The sequence below is a fragment of the Sorlinia euscelidii genome (assembly GCF_036452135.1).
Taxonomy (GTDB): Bacteria; Pseudomonadota; Alphaproteobacteria; order Acetobacterales; family Acetobacteraceae; genus Sorlinia; species Sorlinia euscelidii.
This window is the reverse complement of record NZ_JAWJZZ010000002.1, coordinates 341,301-357,627: the sequence shown is the minus strand read 5'-3', so window position 1 is coordinate 357,627 and position 16,327 is coordinate 341,301. Positions and strand designations below refer to the sequence as shown.

The 16,327-nt window shown below is 56.5% G+C and carries 14 protein-coding genes and 1 tRNA gene; 5 read left to right on the top strand and 10 right to left on the bottom strand.

Annotated elements, in window-relative coordinates:
• The first annotated feature begins 123 nt into the window (after positions 1–123).
• The 4 genes from CGLAMM_RS05190 (at position 124) to CGLAMM_RS05175 (ending at position 5,723) form a co-directional block, all read left to right on the top strand.
• The gene (locus tag CGLAMM_RS05190) at positions 124–1,752 is read left to right on the top strand and encodes a Hint domain-containing protein (protein ID WP_394818978.1); all 1,629 of its coding nucleotides are present in this window, start codon (positions 124–126) and stop codon (positions 1,750–1,752) included.
• A gap of 253 nt (positions 1,753–2,005) precedes the next feature.
• Positions 2,006–2,785: a pentapeptide repeat-containing protein gene (locus tag CGLAMM_RS05185; RefSeq protein WP_394818977.1), complete on the top strand. Its 780-nt coding sequence runs from the start codon at positions 2,006–2,008 to the stop codon at positions 2,783–2,785.
• Between the two features lie 522 nt (positions 2,786–3,307).
• Complete coding sequence (locus CGLAMM_RS05180; protein WP_418115449.1) at positions 3,308–4,060, top strand: pentapeptide repeat-containing protein; 753 nt, start codon at positions 3,308–3,310, stop codon at positions 4,058–4,060.
• 4 nt (positions 4,061–4,064) lie between these two features.
• Positions 4,065–5,723: a Hint domain-containing protein gene (locus CGLAMM_RS05175; RefSeq protein ID WP_394818975.1), complete on the top strand. Its 1,659-nt coding sequence runs from the start codon at positions 4,065–4,067 to the stop codon at positions 5,721–5,723.
• A gap of 223 nt (positions 5,724–5,946) precedes the next feature.
• On the opposite strand, the gene CGLAMM_RS05170 is transcribed toward CGLAMM_RS05175, so the two are convergent.
• The 4 genes from CGLAMM_RS05170 to sdhC are packed head-to-tail and all read right to left on the bottom strand — an operon-like array spanning position 5,947 to position 9,370.
• Positions 5,947–6,732 (bottom strand): succinate dehydrogenase iron-sulfur subunit, encoded by a 786-nt coding sequence (locus CGLAMM_RS05170; RefSeq protein ID WP_394818974.1) that lies wholly within the window; start codon positions 6,730–6,732, stop codon positions 5,947–5,949.
• Between the two features lie 12 nt (positions 6,733–6,744).
• Positions 6,745–8,541, bottom strand: coding sequence for a succinate dehydrogenase flavoprotein subunit (sdhA, locus tag CGLAMM_RS05165; protein WP_394818973.1), 1,797 nt, complete (start codon positions 8,539–8,541; stop codon positions 6,745–6,747).
• Positions 8,538–8,915 carry a succinate dehydrogenase, hydrophobic membrane anchor protein gene (gene sdhD, locus CGLAMM_RS05160; protein WP_394818972.1) on the bottom strand — a complete coding sequence of 126 codons (378 nt, stop codon included), beginning with the start codon at positions 8,913–8,915 and terminating at the stop codon, positions 8,538–8,540. Before sdhD ends, sdhA begins: the two co-directional genes overlap by 4 nt.
• Entirely contained in the window at positions 8,912–9,370 is a 459-nt protein-coding gene (gene sdhC, locus CGLAMM_RS05155) for a succinate dehydrogenase, cytochrome b556 subunit (protein WP_394818971.1), read from the bottom strand. Before sdhC ends, sdhD begins: the two co-directional genes overlap by 4 nt.
• 198 nt (positions 9,371–9,568) lie before the next feature.
• Between sdhC and zapE the strand changes: the two genes are divergently transcribed.
• Positions 9,569–10,729 (top strand): cell division protein ZapE, encoded by a 1,161-nt coding sequence (gene zapE, locus CGLAMM_RS05150; protein ID WP_394818970.1) that lies wholly within the window; start codon positions 9,569–9,571, stop codon positions 10,727–10,729.
• Between the two features lie 13 nt (positions 10,730–10,742).
• Here the strand turns inward: zapE and CGLAMM_RS05145 are convergent.
• The 6 genes from CGLAMM_RS05145 to mnmE all read right to left on the bottom strand — a co-directional run bounded on the left by CGLAMM_RS05145 (position 10,743) and on the right by mnmE (position 16,305).
• Positions 10,743–10,818, bottom strand: a tRNA-Lys gene (locus CGLAMM_RS05145).
• A 71-nt stretch (positions 10,819–10,889) separates the two neighbouring features.
• Positions 10,890–11,768: a ParB/RepB/Spo0J family partition protein gene (locus tag CGLAMM_RS05140; protein ID WP_319806626.1), complete on the bottom strand. Its 879-nt coding sequence runs from the start codon at positions 11,766–11,768 to the stop codon at positions 10,890–10,892.
• Positions 11,765–12,559 carry a ParA family protein gene (locus tag CGLAMM_RS05135; RefSeq protein WP_394818969.1) on the bottom strand — a complete coding sequence of 265 codons (795 nt, stop codon included), beginning with the start codon at positions 12,557–12,559 and terminating at the stop codon, positions 11,765–11,767. The genes CGLAMM_RS05140 and CGLAMM_RS05135 overlap by 4 nt, the downstream gene beginning before the upstream one ends.
• Positions 12,552–13,142: a 16S rRNA (guanine(527)-N(7))-methyltransferase RsmG gene (gene rsmG, locus CGLAMM_RS05130; RefSeq protein WP_394818968.1), complete on the bottom strand. Its 591-nt coding sequence runs from the start codon at positions 13,140–13,142 to the stop codon at positions 12,552–12,554. The genes CGLAMM_RS05135 and rsmG overlap by 8 nt, the downstream gene beginning before the upstream one ends.
• Positions 13,142–15,001, bottom strand: coding sequence for a tRNA uridine-5-carboxymethylaminomethyl(34) synthesis enzyme MnmG (mnmG, locus tag CGLAMM_RS05125; protein WP_394818967.1), 1,860 nt, complete (start codon positions 14,999–15,001; stop codon positions 13,142–13,144). Before mnmG ends, rsmG begins: the two co-directional genes overlap by 1 nt.
• 8 nt (positions 15,002–15,009) lie before the next feature.
• The gene (mnmE, locus tag CGLAMM_RS05120; protein WP_394818966.1) at positions 15,010–16,305 is read right to left on the bottom strand and encodes a tRNA uridine-5-carboxymethylaminomethyl(34) synthesis GTPase MnmE; all 1,296 of its coding nucleotides are present in this window, start codon (positions 16,303–16,305) and stop codon (positions 15,010–15,012) included.
• Positions 16,306–16,327: the final 22 nt, after the last annotated feature.

Here is a 16,327-nt window from a genome sequence, read left to right as displayed (position 1 = left end):
ATCGCCCTACGACGACAACCCGTCACTTCTTGACAAATATTTGAGATTTTAACGTCGGGCTGGCCTGCGTCACTTGTTTTCATAAGTAAATTTTGAATTTAGTAGCCATTAGGGGGAATAAAAATGAATTATGAATGGATTGACGGCGTCAAATGCGGCATCATCGATGGTAGCACTTCTGAAGTTAATAATAAGACTTTGGAGGAAAATCAGGGTGCGGTGTTCAGGTCAGGCGGCAAAGGCAACGGCAACACCCTCAATGGCGGTCGGCTTTATCTGGAAGGCGGATACGTCTCCAATTCAACGGTCAATTACGGTTATGTCAAGACGAGCGGCGGCACGCTTGACGGTATTCAGATGGTTGGCGGAGAAGCGAACATCAATGCCGGGACAACGCTACAGGGGAACATCACCGTCAATGGTTCGGCTAAAGCCACTGTCGGCGCAAACGGCTATGTCTACGTCTCGGGTTATGTCCGGATCTACGCGAAAGCGGGGTCGGTCACGATCAATCAGATCGGCGCCGCGTCACTTTATTTATATGTGGGCGCCAGCGTCTACGTAACAAAAGCGGCGCTCAAATCCCTGACCGTCACTTCATACTCCACCAATTATTCTTTCGATATAACCGATCTTGATCCGACAACGATTATCGGTGTGTCACGCTCCACCGGTAAACTCGTGATTCACACGACGAATGGTGACGTCACGATCAATGGTAATCTCCAGGGATATCAGTTCAAACCTGACGGGAAGGGTGGAACGATTGTTTCATCATGCTTTGCGGAAGGCACGTTGATACAGACGCCTGAAGGCGAAAAGCCTGTTGAGACACTTAAATTAGGTGATCTGGTCTCGACCCATCGCGGTCCTCAGCCCATTCGCTGGCTCGGCAAGAAGCATATTGATTTGCGCGGCGCGACCGATCGGGACAATTTCCTTGTCCGTATTAAGGCGAATGCGTTTGAAGCCGGAAAGCCCAAGCGCGATCTCTGGGTCACACCGGAACATGCCGTCCTCGTGGGAGAGAGATTGATCCCCGTTCGGATGCTCGTCAATGGTGCATCAATTGCCTATGACCTCAAGCGCCGCCAATATACATATTACCATTTCGCGTTTGAAAAACATGCGGTTGTCTTCTCGGAAGCGCTTCCATCCGAGAGCTATATGATCGGCCGGAATGAACGGGATTTCGGCACGTTTGAAACTTCGGGCGACACTCTGGACGCGACACCCGCCTTTCCATTTGTGACGGAGATCTCGGAGGCGCGGAAGATCTGGCAGGCGCTTGCTGATCGTTCCGATGCGATTGGCATCCCGGTTGCGATGTCCTCATCTGCCACGCCCGTGCGTCGGGTTGTGCGTATCAAGACGGACCTCGGGACGCAGGCCACCTTGAAAGACGTCAATGAGCGCCATGCTGTCTTCTCCATCCCCGCAGGCACGAAATATGTGGTCGTGGAAAGCGACGCATGGCGGCCTGACCAGATCCACGGACCTTACTGGGATGACCGGCGTCACCTCGGCGTGCGCGTGGGTGCCGTCAGGGTCTCTGACCAACAACGCAGTGTCATAATCGATGATCACCTCAATGAGACCTGTCTGGGCGGGTGGAATAATATTGAGGATGGCTGCTCACGCTGGACAAATGGCAAGGGCATCATCCCCTTGGCCCGCGCACCAAAATCCTCCGGCAAAAAAGAGCTCGAACTCGCCATCGCCTTCCCAGACCGCGAAGAAATCGCTTTCTGAAACAATCAAAAACAGGCCGCGTCACTAAAGCCCGCGGCCTGTCTCTTCACCTTACTATACATTGAATTTGACAGTCAATGATCGTAAAGAGCATTAGCTGAACGATATCGCGCGCCGTGTGAAGCGTGATGCCTTTCTTAAAACGTCATTAAACCTTGTCATGATCAAAACAGGGTGATTTTATAGATTGACCTTTCATCATGATGCAGGTCGATTACCATTGCGAGATCGCGTCATCTGCGGAAGAATCGCCATGTGCTTGAATATACTTCATAAATCTTCAGGCGAAATCATCGCCTCGGTCGCACGTCCTTCCGAGGTTGGTATGGAGGATCCGGGTAGGTGTCGCGGTACGGCTGTTCAGCAATGCGCCCAACTTGGCCAACATCTCATTGATGCGGATCTCAAGGGCGTCTCCTGCCGCCATGCTGATCTGAGGGGGCAATGCTTCATCGGCTGCATTCTGGATGACGCCGATTTCAGCGGCGCCTCTTTGCAAGGCGCCGACTTCTCGGGGGCCTCCCTCCTGCGTGCACGGTTTGACGACGCGTCACTCTCCGGCGCGCGGTTTCTTAACACTGATCTCAAGCAGGCAACGTTCAAACGCGCCAACCTTTTGACGTCGTCGCTGATTGGCGCCACGCTAAGCGACGCCGATTTCCGCGATGCACATCTTATGGCAGCGCGCTTTGACGGCGCAGATTGCACACGCCCCGATTTCCGTCAGGCGGATCTCAGTCATAGCTCCTGGGGCGCGACGCGGTGCATCAGTGCGCTCTTCCAGGGCGCCACCTGGAACGGCATAGAGCTGGAGGGCCATCCGGTCCAACTCGATGGATTTGGCTGTAATGTCGTCCTGCTGGGCGATAAAGTTCATGTTGATGGGCACATCGTGCCTGTCAAGGACGCGCTTAATATCTCAACGCAAGAGGCCATCTCCATGGGGAGCCTCTCCTGGCTTCGCTTCGTCACGCATTTCCGGCGGATTTACCCTTTACTTCCCGATGCCCTCATTGACACGCCAAGCGTTTGAATAAACAGGTTGATTTCAGGTAAAAATAAGTCCTGGCGGCTCGGATACGGCGCTCACTGAAATCATTCACGTCTCTCAATAGCTGAAAATCACAACATGGCGCTTGCGCGGCGGTATGTTAAGAGGCCATGCTCGCGTGCCCTACATAAGCTGATGTGCCGCGGCCATATGGAAAATGGGCAAATCTATAATACGATGATGACCGTAGTACTCAGGTACTCATTTTTATAGAGCGCACAAAATCTGAATCGAATCCTAATTTTCCATTTGTTCAACAGCATTCTTCCATGTTATCGATTATCTAACGAATCGCTAAACCAATATGTCTTGTTTAAGACTGTAGAAGAATGAATCATGATGTTTTTCCTTTCATTTACTGATCTTAATCGCGGTTCTTAACCAAGGAATTATGTAACAGAACCCTGAAAAACCCGTCATGAGCAGTCTCCGAAAGTTTTTTCACTATCGGTTTGCTGTGTGGATCCGTGTGCCCGTCTTGATGTCGTGACGGCAGTAAATGAGGTGCGTAGTGTGTTGTTTTACTTCCTCCGCAAAACTCCAGATCAACCCCGCCACTTCGTCATTGCTGATGATGAACGATCATCCGCCTGCAAGGCCCTCGCAACGTCATCACCACATGACACCACATTGGTCAGCCAAAACCTTCGACGCGTTTTTCTGCATGATGCGGATCTCTGTAGCCGCAACCTGACAAATGCCGATTTACGCGGCGCATCGCTCTGCAGCTGTCGGCTCGATCATGCAGTCTTGCGCGGTGCAAATCTGTCAGGGGCCGATCTCGCAGGTGCATCTCTCATCAATGCAAGTCTAACCGGCGCCGACCTTTCGTACGCGTCCTTTATCGGCGCGGACCTCTCCGATGCGGACCTGACGGGCACCATCGCGCGCGGGGCTGATTTCCGCAATGCGACACTCACGAATACGCGATTTATCGGTGCCGTCTGCACCATGGCGCGTTTCGGCGGGCAGGATCTGGCACGCACGGATTTCTCCGGCGCCGTCCTGACGGAATTGCGTTTTTCCCCTGCTTTTTGGGAGGGGCAGGTGATTTACAACATGCCGATCAGTTTTTCAGACGGGGAGTGGCGCATCTCTTTTGTCAACGGGCGGGTCGTGAGAGAGGCGCGGCGAGGGCCCGCGTCTCTCAACCGGGACGCCCCTCATGCGGAAGGCTCAAGGCCGCCAGCGAATGAGCCCGACCCCATGAAAGCCGACCCTGTGGCAATAACAATCAATATTGAAGAGAGGACTTGAATTCATGGCAACGACTTGGATTGTGTCGCCCGGTGATAACGGTACGGGATGGAATAAATGGATCAATGGCGGCGACAAATTAATTTTTCAACCGAGAACTGTTGGTGGAAATATCACCGTCAATGGCGGTAGTGTGCAGCTAAACGCCGATGTGACCATTCGCGGACTCACAATGAATGATGGTGAAATTTATTCCTCGGGCCCGGGGCCGACGATTGACGGTTTGACGATCAATGGCGGTCGGTTTCAGATGACGGCCCGCACCACGCTGCTCAATAACATCACCCTCAATTGGGGTGATTCAGTCGCATGGGCGGGCGGACCCATTTATTATAATGCCTCGACGGTTCTGACGATCAACGCGGGTAAAATGAGGTTGCCAACCCCAGAGGCCCTCGATAATTCCGGTCCTCTGCGCGTTAATCTTGGCCCCAACGGGCATTTTGAAACTTACGCTAAAGACCTTGGTCACTATTACTTCAACGTTACCGGCGACTCATTCAACATCGATATCATCGATTTGAAATTCTGGAGTCGGCAAGTCAGCAGCATTACGCCGACATCATTCGGGATTTCCATCAATCTGACCGATGGGCGCTCGCTCACCCTCAACGGCAATTTCCCCGGCGTTGAATGGAAAGAGGGACCTGAAGGCAGTATCGAAATCTTCGCCTGCTTCGCTGAGGGCACACTCATCCAGACGCCCGACGGAAGTCGCCATGTTGAGGCGCTTGCTGTCGGGGATGCCGTCATCACGCAGGACGGCCCGCGTCAAATCACCTGGATTGGTCGCAAGACGCTTAACCTCCATGGTACCGTCCCGGATGAGAGCCTCCTCGTGCACATAAGGCCTCACGCTTTCGGGGACCAGCAACCCGCCCGTGACCTCTGGGTTACGTCTGAGCACTGCGTCTGGGTGGCGGGTGCCATGATCCCGGTTCGGTGTCTGATAAATGACACCTCAATCTCTTATGATCGGGACCGCCTGCATTACACTTATTATCACTTCACCCTTTCCGAATATGCCGTCATCTACGCCGAGAACCTGCCGACGGAGAGCTACCGCCCCAACGCGTCGCGCCAGCGTTTCGACTCGGTTGAGCCGGATGCTTCTTCTGTCGCGTTCAATGCGCAACTCCCCCTCCTGCATTCAGCTGAAACTCTCAAAAATGTCTGGTCAATGCTCGATGAGAGGGCTGCGTCACTTGGCTATGGCGGTCATGCCAGGCAGGATGCTTCCTCTTCCATCCGGGAAGTGAGATTGAGGACGGACACAGGTGAGGCAGTGACTTTCATCTCAGCCCATGGCACGAAGGCGAAATTCTCCGTCCCGCCGCGTGCAAAATTCCTCGTGATTGAAAGCGAGGCGCGACGACCTGATCAGGAGATCGGACCCTTCATTGATGATCGGCGTCGCCTTGGCGTGCGCGTGGGGACTGTCGCTGTCCATGAACGCGGTCGGCGCAATCTGATCAATCGCCACCTTACAGCGACGAACATTCAGGGGTGGAATAATGTTGAGGACGGACAGTCTCGCTGGACCAACGGTTCGGGGATTATCCCACTCCGTGCTTACGGGCGGCCTGAATATGGCGTGGAAGTCGAGGTATGCTTCCCGGATGTGCATGTCCTCAAATTCGCGGTGGAGGCCCCGGCCGCCTGAGTCTGTCTCGGGCTTTTAACGTTGCCCGGCATAGTGGCTGCCCGCGTGAGCGCCGTTATCATGCCGGGCAACGTGCCTTCAAACCCGAGGGCAATAAATTCGGGTTTAAAACATCTCGGGAAGATGTGGTTTGGGGAGGTTCGAGCCCATCACCTCAGATTCAGCCCGCCCTAAATAAGGTCGGGCTGGTATCGTCTGAGCCATAGGGAGAACGGTGTTGGGTCTATTTGGACCCGCGTAAAACCTGTTTCTTCTTGATTTGCGCAATGGCTTTGGCCGGGTTGAGGCCTTTCGGGCAAGTCTGCGTGCAATTCATGATGGACCGACAGGCGTAAAGCTTCATCGGGTCGTCGAGATTTTCCAACCTCTCCACCTCATGCGTGTCACGCGAATCAACAATCCACCTTTGCGCTGCAAGCAGAGTTGCCGGGCCGAGATATTGGTCCCCATTCCACCAATAAGACGGACAGGAAGTCGTGCAGCAGAAGCACAAAATACATTCCCATAATCCATCCAGTTTTTCGCGGTCCGCAATGGATTGACGTCGCTCTTCATCCTGCGGCGGAGGGGTTTCATTTTTCAGCCAAGGCTCAATGACTTCCAGCTGCTTATAGGCGCCGTTCAAGTTAGGAACCAGATCCTTGACAACCGGCATATGCGGTAGCGGGTTAATGGTCACCGCGCCTTTGATGCTCTTAATCGGCTTGAGGCAGGCGAGCGTGTTTTCGCCATCGATATTCATCGCGCATGACCCGCAAATACCCTCCCGGCAGGACCGGCGGAAGGTCAGGGTCGGGTCGACCTCATTTTTAATGAAAAGCAGCGCATCGAGAACCATGGGACCAATTTTATCAAGGTCCAGCTCGTAGCGATCCATCCGCGGCGTTTCGCCGGCATCCGGTGACCATCGATAAACCTGGAAGAACCGGCGATTCTTTGCGCCCGCCGCCGCAGGAAATGTCTTCCCCTGGGTGACTCTGCTTTCCTCGGGAAGCCGTAATTCAGCCATTGCGACCTCTCCTTAGTAAACGCGCTTTTTGGGGGGAAAAACCTCAACATCATCCGTGAGGGTTTTAAGGTGCACCGGCCGATAAGTCAGCCGCACACCGCCCTCCGCATCGAGGTAGGAAACTGTGTGCTTCATCCAGTCCTTGTCATCACGCTCCGGGTAATCGTCATGGGCATGGGCCCCGCGCGACTCATGGCGGGCAAGGGCGCTTTCAATTGTAACTGTCGCATTGGCGAGGAGGTTCTGATATTCCAGCGCTTCCATCAGGTCACTGTTCCAGATCAGGGAGCGATCCCGTAAAGCAATCTGCTGACTATCCTTCCAGAGGGCGCGTATTTTATCGCAGCCTTCCGACAAGGATTTGTCGTTTCTGAATACGGACGCATGCGCCTGCATGGTGCGTTGCAGGCGCTCCCGCAATTGTGCCACTGTATAAGTCCCATCAGCGTGGCGCAATTTGTCGAAAGAGCCGATGATTTTTTCGACTTCCGCGTCCGGCGCCATCGGTACAGGAAGTTCGGGATCAATCCGTTCCGCCGCCCGCCGCGCCGCCGCGCGGCCGAACACGATGAGATCAAGCAGCGAATTGGTTCCGAGCCGGTTTGCGCCATGCACGGAGACACATGCCGCTTCACCCACCGCCATCAGCCCGGGGACAATGTGATCGGGGTCGTCCTCCGTCGGGCTGACGACCTCACCATGTATCGTGGTTGGCACGCCCCCCATATTATAATGCACGGTCGGCAGGACGGGTGCGGGCTCCCGCGTGACATCGACGCCGGCAAAAACCCGCGCCGTCTCCGAAATGCCCGGCAGGCGCTGATGCAGAAGATCAGCACCCAGATGCTCAAGATGAAGCATGATATGATCTTTATTCGGACCACATCCCCGCCCTTCATTGATCTCAATCGTCATGGCGCGTGAGACGACATCACGCGATGCGAGATCTTTCGTCGTGGGCGCATAGCGCTCCATGAAGCGTTCACCATCCGCATTGGTCAGGTAACCGCCTTCACCGCGGCACCCTTCTGTCAGCAGGCATCCAGCAGGGTAAATCCCGGTAGGGTGGAATTGCACAAATTCCATGTCCTGCGTCGGTAGTCCCGCGCGCATTGCCAGGCCGCCCCCATCACCGGTGCAGGAATGCGCCGACGTGCAGCTTAGAAATGCGCGGCCATAACCACCTGTAGCGAGCACAACCATTTTCGCGCTGAAGACGTGGATCGTGCCATCATCGAGGCACCACGCCACAATACCGCGACACTGACCCGCCTCATCCATGATGAGGTCAAGCACGAAGAATTCGACGTAGAAGGAGACTTTATGCTTAAGGCATTGCTGGTAAAGCGTGTGCAGAATGGCGTGCCCCGTACGATCTGCCGCCGCGCAGGCACGTGGCACGGGTGCCTGCCCGAATTCCCGCGTGTGACCGCCGAACGGGCGCTGATAGATGCGACCATCCTCCGTGCGGGAAAAAGGCACGCCCAGATGTTCCAGCTCTTTGACCGCGCTTTCCGCCTCGCGGCACATGAATTCGATGGCGTCCTGGTCCCCAAGCCAGTCTGAGCCTTTGACGGTGTCATACATATGCCACCGCCAGTTATCCTCCTCCATATTACCGAGAGCCGCACCGATCCCGCCCTGCGCGGCCACCGTGTGGCTGCGCGTCGGAAACACCTTGGTGACGCACGCTGTCCGAAGACCCGCCGCCCCCATACCGAGCGTGGCGCGCAACCCCGCACCCCCCGCACCCACGACGACAACATCATATTCGTGGCGGATCACGCGATAAGAATCGGAGATCGTCATTTATCCGCTCCTACCCTGCTTTGACGTCGCAGCCGTAAAAGGGACAGCACGACGCTCACTACAAACCCCACGCAGAAAATGCGCGTCAGGAGCTTAGCCGCTTTTTGCCGCGCCCCCCTGAGGTAATCTCCGATAATGACCTCCAGCCCCAATTGCATGTGGCGCGCCGCGAGCCCCGCCATCAGCGCCACGGCAATGGCGTGACGCGGCCTGCCAAATCGCGCGACGAGGACATGACGTGATTTGCCGATCGCGTTGAAGGCGAACAGACTGGCCCAGAGTGTCAACGGCATCAGTATGACCGCACTCGCCCGCTCCTGAAGCCAATGCGGGCGTCCTTTTTCGTGAGGGTGTTCTTCAGCTTGGGTTTTCATGACTCAGCGCCTTTGCGACGACGTGCGCGCATTGTCAGACTTCCAAGGACGATGGTTGTGATCATCAATGTCATGACTAAACTGCGCGGGCCGTCTCTATTGATCTGCGTTTTTTCCAGTCGGTGCGCATCGTCCCAGATGAGGTGACGCAGGCCCACCACAAAATGGTAGATAGAGGCGGCGCACCACCCGGCCAATGTCAGCCGCGCGACCGGGTGGCAGAGCAATGCATTGGATTTCCGGTAAGTAGCCCCACCCCGAGCAAGTCCACGCAGCCAGAAGGCAAACATCCCCAGCCCCACAGTTGAGACGACCCCGGCCATACGGTTACCGATCGACATCAACATGGACAGGCGGAATTTATAGATTGTCAGATGAGGGGATTTCGGTCGCCGTACCCGGTTACCGTCAGAGTTGACACCTTCATAAAGGGAGTCGCGGCGATCAGCCACCATGGTTACACTCTCAACCTGCCGTCATGGGAGGGCCAACATACATCGGTGACGCCGCAGCGTCACCCGTCACACGGCATTTGTGATGCGAAAATCGTTAAAGAATGCCTAAATTATCGCGCCCCACTCTTTACCTTGGCAGGGTGGGTTGATACCGGACAAACCGTCAGGCGATAAACGGAACGTCATGAGCATTTCATAATGAAGGATTTAGTCATGCATAATGGCGCGACGCCCACGCCTTGCGGACTTAAAGCACTTTATCGCGAGGCGCTTGCCTCAGGCCGGTTAGAGCCTGACGCAGCCCAGGAAGAATGCGTCGATGTGCTGGACGCATTCGGGCGCGATGCCACGCAACAGACATCACATTCAACCCTGGGATTGCGCGTTACGATCAGGCGACGCGCCATACGATCCGCGCCGGGGCGTGGCCTCTACCTTCTGGGGGAGGTGGGACGCGGCAAAACCATGTTGATGGATCTGTTTTTTGACAGTCTTGATTTCCGGCAGAAGCGACGAGTGCATTTCCACGAATTCATGCAGGAAATTCTGAAGGCCCTCAACAGCCCCCAGTTGCGCCAGAAACGTTATGATGATCCCCTGGCGGAACTCGCATGGCGGATCGCCCTGCATAATCGCGTCCTTTGCTTCGACGAGTTTCAGCTCAACGACATGTCGGATGCTGTTGTCAACCTCCGCATCATTGACCTGCTTCTGACGGCGGGCGTCCATATTGTGATGACATCCAACACCCATCCGGATGCGCTGTTGCAGCATAATCGCCAGGCGCAAACGACGATCCGCCCGCTCATCACGCGAATCATGGCGCATGTACGCGTCATCACGCTGGCGGCGCAGCGTGATTACCGACGCGCACGTGACATGGCTGAAAATGCCTGGCGTGTGCCTCCGGACGCGGAAAGTCGCGAGATCTTCTCGCGGATCTTTAGAGAAGTCTCTCCGTCCGAGCCGTCAAGGGCGCAGCTTCAAATCGGGTCACGCCAATTCCCCATCGCCTGTAGCGGGGACGGGGTGGCGCGATGTCAGTTTACGGAACTCTGCTCCGTCATGTCCGGCACGGCGGAGTTTATAGCGCTGGCCGCGCGTTATCCCGTGGTAATGATTGAATCCATCCCGCAACTCTCTCCTGACCGCTATGATGAGGCGTTACGTTTCATCCGTTTGATCGACGTGCTTTATGAGAATGGGACGCGTCTCTATGCGTCCTCTGACGTATGGCCAAAAGATCTTTACCCGGCGGGGGAAAATGTGACCGCATTTCAACGCACTATATCACGCCTTGAAGAGATGCGCTCCCGCTCATGGCATGATCGGCCGGGTATATCTATGTCTCAAGGGTAAGGTGAGCGGTCAATGGTGGGCGCACTAGGGCTCGAACCTAGGACCCGCTGATTAAGAGTCAGCTGCTCTACCAACTGAGCTATGCGCCCATTGACCTCATGTCGTGGGCAAGGGTTTTATCAGCACGTTGCCCCATCGACAAGCCGGATTCGTCTTTTTTTTACGGTTTCAAAAGACGCATCAGATTTTCAAACTGGTCCAGACTGCGATAATCCAGACGCAGATACCCGCCTTTACCATCATAGGCGATTTTGACCTTAAGCCCGAGATGGCGCGCCAGGTCGCTCTCAAGACGGATAATCTCATCATCCCGCGATGTTTGCCGCCGCGGCTTGGCATTGGTTGACGTGACCTGTTTCGCCAGCGCCTCCGTCTGGCGCACATTGAGGTGCCGGGCAATAACGATGGCCGCGCCGGAAATCGGGTCCGGATGCGCCAGAAGTGCGCGCGCATGGCCCGCCGTCAGCTTGCCGGATTTGACCAGCTGACGCACCCCGTGAGGCAGATTAAGGATGCGCAGCGTATTGGCGATGTGGGAGCGCGACTTCCCGATGGCGTCGGATAATTCCTCCTGAGTCAGGGCGAAATCCGTCTGGAGTCGCTGAAGCCCTTCCGCTTCTTCAATCGCGTTAAGGTCAGCGCGTTGCAAGTTTTCAACCAGCGCGGCCGCCATAGCGTCCGCATCGTCAAAGTGACGAATATGCACCGGCACTTCATGCAGGCCCGCACGCTGGGCCGCACGCCAACGACGCTCACCGGCGATAATCTGAAAGGTATTTTCCTGATTCGGCATCGGACGCACGAGGATCGGCTGGAGGATGCCGCGCGTCCTGATGGACTCCGTCAACTCGACGAGGTCCGTCTCATCAATCGCCTGGCGCGGCTGGAAGCGCGCGGGTTCAAGTTGGTCCACCCCCAGCACCGACATATTCTGCGCGCGTTCCGTCACTTCTTCAGACGGCTGAGCGGGGCCTTCCTGATCATCGCCCAGAAGCGCGGCCAGGCCGCGGCCGAGTCGGAGTGGGGGAGATTTCTTCATGCCGGTTGATCTACCTTTACTTTCAAGCAACGTCGTGAGAGCTCGTCCGCCAATGCCCTGTAGGCAAGGGCACCGCTGCTCCGTGCATCATAATCAAAGACGGAGCTTCCGTGGCTTTGCGCTTCAGAGATGCGGATATTGCGGGGAATAAGCGCCTCGAGAACTTTATCACCGAAGAAACTGCGCGCGTCGGCCGCCACAAGTTCGGAGAGATTATTGCGTCGGTCATACATTGTCAGCACAATGCCTGAAATCGTTAAGGAAGGGTTTAACGCTTTACGAACGCGGTCAATCGTCCGCGTCATTTGCGTAATGCCTTCTAGCGCGAAAAACTCGCATTGAAGCGGAATAAGGACTCCCTGCGCGGCAACGAGCGCATTTAGCGTCAGCAGGCCCAGGCTTGGCGGACAATCCACGACGATCACGTCATAAGTTGTGCCGACCACCTCGACGACATCCTTCAGGCGGCTCTCACGTCGGTCTTCCATGGTCAGCTCAATTTCCGCACCTGCCAGGTCATTATCCGCCGCGATGATGTCGAGATTCGGGACCATGGTCGGGCGTGGCAGGGCGGCGGCATCCTCGCTCTGAATCAAGGCTGCGTAGGTGCCATGGCTGCGCCGATCATAACCCACACCGAGGCCGGTTGAGGCGTTCCCCTGCGGGTCAAGATCGATCAGCAGGACGCGCCGCGTTTCAGCGAGAGCCGCTGCCAGATTGATGGCGGTTGTCGTTTTGCCCACACCGCCTTTTTGATTGGCGACGGCAATCACGTAAGCTTTGTCATCCATCTTTTATTCCGGCTCTTTGAATGTGAGAGACTTTAAGTATGACGCCCTCAGGGCGAGCGGGTTCATTAACAATCTCAACGCGCATATCCCATATTCGTCGCGCATTGTGCAATTCTTCATCGACGTTTTTTCCCTTCAGAAAAAGGGCAACGCCATCAGGCTGAAGAAGCGGAGCAGACCAGCCAATCAAGCGATCCAACGGAGCCAAAGCACGTGCGGTAATGATCGGCGCCGTTGGCAGGGAAATTTTCTCAATACGATCACAGATCACTTTTGCGTTGACCGCACAAGCGCGCGCCGCTTCACGAAGAAAAGCACATTTTCGCTGATCCGACTCAACCAACGTGATGTCGATGTCGCACGCGATGCCGAGGACAAGGCCAGGGAAACCCCCTCCCGATCCGAGGTCGATCACGCGACTCCCTGCGGGAATAAGAGGCATCAGGCGCAGGGAATCCGCGATATGCCGCGTCCATATATTTTGCACGTCGCGCGAACTGACCAGATTGATGCGCGCATTCCATTTTTGCAGCATCGACTCAAAATGCCGCAAGCGGGTCATTTGACCGTCATTCAGTCGCATCAGGCTGCATACCGGACGTGCGCCAAAAGCGCGATCAATGCCGCAGGCGTCACGCCGGGCACGCGCTGCGCCGCAGCGAAACTTGTCGGACGCGCGCGAGAAAGTCGCTCCTGCATTTCCAAACTGAGTCCCCCGATTTTGGCATAATCAAGGTCGTCCGCAAGGACGAGATCTGACTCGGCTTCCAATTGTTTGACCTCGCGCGCCTGTCTCCGCAAATAGCCGCCATAGCGCGCCTCCGTCTGCAAATGGTCGCGAACGCGGCGGGGCAATGCAGTATACCAGGGTGCGATGGCCTTCCAGTCACTCACTGTCTGCCCCAGAGCCAAAATATCCATGACGGACCGCTTGCGGCCATCCTGGGAGACGGTCAGCCCGGCCTGCTTGAGTTGCGCGGGATTCAAAGTGGCGGCAGATCCCTCTTTAATGGCCGCGTCGATGGCGTCACGATCCCGTATGAAGGCTTGAAGGCGCGCCGATCCGACACAGCCATATGTCGCGCCCAGCGCCGTCAGACGCAGATCGGCATTATCCGCCCGCAGCAGCAGGCGATATTCCGCGCGCGAGGTGAACATACGATAAGGTTCAGTCACCCCTTGCAGGGTGAGATCATCAAGCATCACGCCGATATAAGCCTGGTCTCGGCTCAAAATGAGAGGCGGCGCCCCTGAGACAAAGCGCGCCCCATTGAGCCCGGCAATAAGGCCCTGCGCCGCCGCTTCCTCATAACCTGTCGTGCCATTAATCTGTCCGGCGAAATAAAGCCCCTTAATGCCGCGCAGGTTGAGGTCAGGCTGGAGGGCGCGTGGGTCGACATGATCATATTCCACGGCGTAACCCGGCGCGGCGATCTGCGCATGTGACAGGCCAGGAATTGTCGCAATGATCCGCTTCTGAACCTCAAGCGGGAAGCTGGTGGAAATGCCGTTCGGGTAAATGAGATCGCCGCCGGGATGGCCGGGAAGCGCCTCCGGCTCCAGGAAAATCTGATGGCTTTCCCGCTCTCCGAACTTGACGATCTTATCTTCAATCGACGGGCAATAACGCGGGCCCCGCCCCGCAATCGCGCCGCCATAAAGCGCTGACGCGGCAAGATTATCGCGGATAATCTCATGTGTTTCTGACGTCGTATGGGTAATACGGCATGACAGAGTCTTGTTCGCGAGGTGCGACGTCATTCGGCTGAACGGTTCCGGCGTAGGGTCGCTCGGATCCTCCTGCAGGGCCTCCCAGTCGATGGTTGCCCGCAAAAGCCGCGGCGGCGTACCGGTTTTGAGCCGGGACATGGGCAGATCCATGCCCCGAAGACGCGCAGCGAGGCGGATCGCCGGGTTTTCCCCTAGCCTGCCCGCAGGCGTTTGCTCATGCCCGATATGGATAACGCCACCCAGGAAAGTGCCAGTCGTCAACACGACCGCACCCGCCCGATATTCCCTGCCATCCGCACAAATGACACCCGCCACACGACCCGACTCGACGATGAGATCGGCGACCTCCCCACCCACGATTTCAAGATGGGGTGTCTCCTTAAGAAGCCGCCCCACCGCTTTGGCGTAAAGATGACGGTCCGCTTGCGCACGAGGGCCATGGACTGCGGGGCCTTTAGAGCGGTTCAGCAGCTTGAAGTGAATGCCCGCCGCGTCCGCCGCGCGCCCCATCAGGCCATCAAGCGCGTCTATCTCCCGCACGAGATGGCCTTTCCCGATCCCGCCAATCGCCGGATTGCAGGACATGGCGCCAATCGTCTCAGGGCGTTGCGTCAGAAGGGCCGTGTGCGCGCCGAAACGCGCAGACGCGCTTGCAGCCTCACTCCCGGCATGGCCGCCGCCGATGATAATGACGTCAAATTGATACGACATGATGAAGATTATTTCCCGATGCAGAACTGGCCGAATATCACATCCAGCAAAGATTCGACATCTATTTGACCGGTAATCCTCCCTAAAGCGCGCATGGCGAGGCGCAGCGACTCCCCGCGCAGTTCCGGGAACGGCATTTGACGCGCCTCTGTAAGATAAGCACGCGCTTCCTCAATCCCGGCGCGATGGCGGGCCCGCGTCAAGGGCGTGGCCGTCACGTCCTTCAATTTTTTGATGCGCGTCGCCAGCAGATTCAGGAGAGGGTCGATGCCCTGCCCGGTCAACGTGCTGATGGCGAGATCAAAGGTCGGCTCTGCGTCACGATCACATTTGGTGCGGATCATCACGGCATCGCTTGAAATTTTTTCCGGCGGCGAACCTTCGTAGAGATGCAGGACGACGTCCGCGTGTTTCACGTGAAACAGTGCCCGCTTGATACCCTCCGCTTCAATCTCATCTTGCGTCTCCCGCAATCCGGCCGTGTCAAGAAGGCGCAGCTTCATGCCTTCAAAAAGCCATTCGACCGCAATGACGTCGCGTGTCGTCCCGGCACGCGACGTCACGATGGCCGCGTCATAACCTGCGAGTTTATTCAAGAGGCTTGACTTGCCGACATTCGGCGCGCCCGCGATGACGACGGTTAAGCCGCGCTGTATGATTTCACCACGGTGATTTTCGAGGTGCGTTCCCATTTCTTCAAGGAGCGCGCTCAATTGTAACTCGATATGCGCAGTTGACGCCGCCTCACCCACCTCGTCGGGGAAGTCGATGAGGGCCTCCTGCTGTGCCAAGAGGTGACTCAGTTTTTCCCGCCAGCCAACATAGAGGCGTGATAAGGCGCCTTCAGATTGCGCGAGGGCCTGTTGGCGCTGCATTTGGCTTTCCGCCGCCACAAGGTCCGCGATCGCTTCAGCCTGGATGAGGTCAAGGCGTTGATGGAGAACGGCGCGGCGTGTGAACTCTCCGGGCTCGGCCGGGCGGGCGCCATATGTGACGAGTGCCGCGGAAACCGCATCGATCACGGCCGGACCGGCATGGAGGTGCAGTTCAGCACCATCCTCCCCTGTGTAGGAATGCGGTCCAGGCAGCCATAAAATGACAGCCTCATCGAGAATATCGCTTCGGAAGCGAAGACGCCGCAGGCTGGCACGCCGTGGCGCTGGCAATGCGCCGTTGCATAAATTCTGAACGATGAAACGCGATCGGGGGCCGCTGATGCGCATCACGGCAATCGCGCCGCCCAGGCCTGACGCGAGGGCAAAAATCGTTGCATTCTCAGGGGGCGGGGTCGTAAAAACTGTCATTTCATTCTATACGGAGATACGT